Source organism: Castellaniella sp. FW104-7C03 (assembly GCF_040276085.1).
Classification (GTDB): domain Bacteria; phylum Pseudomonadota; class Gammaproteobacteria; order Burkholderiales; family Burkholderiaceae_B; genus Castellaniella.
This window is the reverse complement of record NZ_JBELOK010000024.1, coordinates 1-1,718: the sequence shown is the minus strand read 5'-3', so window position 1 is coordinate 1,718 and position 1,718 is coordinate 1. Positions and strand designations below refer to the sequence as shown.

General features: G+C 60.3%; 1 protein-coding gene and 1 riboswitch. The gene reads left to right on the top strand.

The window, feature by feature from the left end; genetic code table 11:
- Positions 1-144: 144 nt before the first annotated feature.
- A riboswitch (TPP riboswitch) is annotated at positions 145-237 on the top strand.
- 54 nt (positions 238-291) lie between these two features.
- Positions 292-1,608, top strand: a complete 1,317-nt coding sequence (locus ABS758_RS14885; RefSeq protein ID WP_350384129.1) for a purine-cytosine permease family protein — start codon at positions 292-294, stop codon at positions 1,606-1,608.
- Positions 1,609-1,718 lie beyond the last annotated feature (110 nt).

Below are 1,718 nucleotides of genomic sequence, written 5' to 3'. Positions count from 1 at the left end.
CCCAGTGATGTGACTCACACCATTGAACCGGACATTTCTATTTTGCACAGACCGGACATTCTCACGTTGCACCAACACAACCGGCGGCAACCCTTGCCGTGGGCAGCCTTCACACCTACAATCAATATCGTTTTACCCATTTTCGAGCCTCGCTAGGGGTGCCGCTTTGGCGGCTGAGACAGTCCCTTCGAACCTGATTGAGATCATCCTCGCGCAGGAAAGCAGCTCGCCATGGCGATGGCCTGCCGTCGCACGCGCCTGCTACCTGCATATTGCATGCACAGGCGTACCATGAATCCACATCCAGCCTCTCAAACCTCCACGTCAGTTTCCAGCAAACCGGCCCCCGCTGCGCCAGGGCTCGGCGCGCCACCACAACGCGTATTTGGCTGGCACGATCACCTGGCCCTTTGGTTCAGCCTGGGCGTCGGTTTGCTGGTGATCCAGGTAGGTGCCTACCTGGTGCCGGCACTGGGCCTGCAGGCAGCACTGATTGCCGTGATTGCCGGCTCAATTTTTGGCGCCGGGCTGCTGGCCTGGGTCGCCCGCCTGGGCTGCGACAGCGGACTATCCAGTGCAGGTCTGATTCAGTCGGTGTACGGCAACCGGTTTGCGCGCCTGCCCATTTTGCTGAATGTCGTGCAACTGTTGGGCTGGGCAACATTCGAGCTGGTGATCATGCGCGACGGCACTCGGGCGATCGGCCAGGACGCCTTGGGTATTGATCTGGGCCTGGTTTGGCCCACCCTGTTCTGGGGCGTCCTGATCCTGCTGCTCTTGCGCGGGTCGATGCTGACCCTGGTACGCCGCGTAGTCAGCCGCATCGGCCTGCCACTGGTCATTTTGTCTCTCATCTGGCTCACCATCCAGTTTTCACTGAAGCTGGACAGCGCGACCCTGCAGGCGTGGTGGCATCGTGCGGGAGACGGCAGCATGAACGGCTTCCAGGCACTGGATCTTGTGATTGCAATGCCAGTATCCTGGCTGCCGCTGGTGGCCGACTACGCGCGGCACGGGCGCAGCAATCGCGGCACTGTGGCGGGCACATGGCTGGGCTACACAGTAGCAAACATCTGGTGCTACATGCTGGGAGTTCTGGTCATCACCATCACCGGGCCGGATACCGACATGGTCAGCGCCCTGCTGATGGCCCAGGGCGGCCTGCTGGCGCTGGCCCTGATTTTGGTGGACGAGCTCGACAACACCTATGGCGACCTTTATTCGGGTTCGGTGTCCAGCCAAAGCCTGGTTACGGCGCTTAGCGTGAAAACCTGGGGCAGCGTGCTGGCAATTGCAGCCATGGTGCTGGCCATGGTGCTGCCCATGCACTCGCTGGAGCCGTTTTTACTGACACTAAGCTCTGTGTTTGTACCCCTTTTTGGCACCATATTGGGCCGCCGCGGGCTTTGGACTTACCCGGCCGCAGACAACCATACGGGGCACCCCGTGGCCCCGGCGCTGATCTGGCTGTTGGGAATTGCCTGCTTTCATGCGCTGGCCCAATGGGCTCCGGATTATGGCAGTGCGCTACCCACACTGTTCCTGACGTTTACCCTGGGTGCGGTATCAGTCTGGCGTGGCGCACAACCCTCCCCGGCCATTCGCTGATTCTGATCCACTCATAAAAAAGCCCGCCCCTTTTGAACTGACCCCCAGAAGTTGGACAGTTAAAAGGCTGGGCTAAGTTGAGAAGGCCTGAGTTCGGTATTGCACTGGGC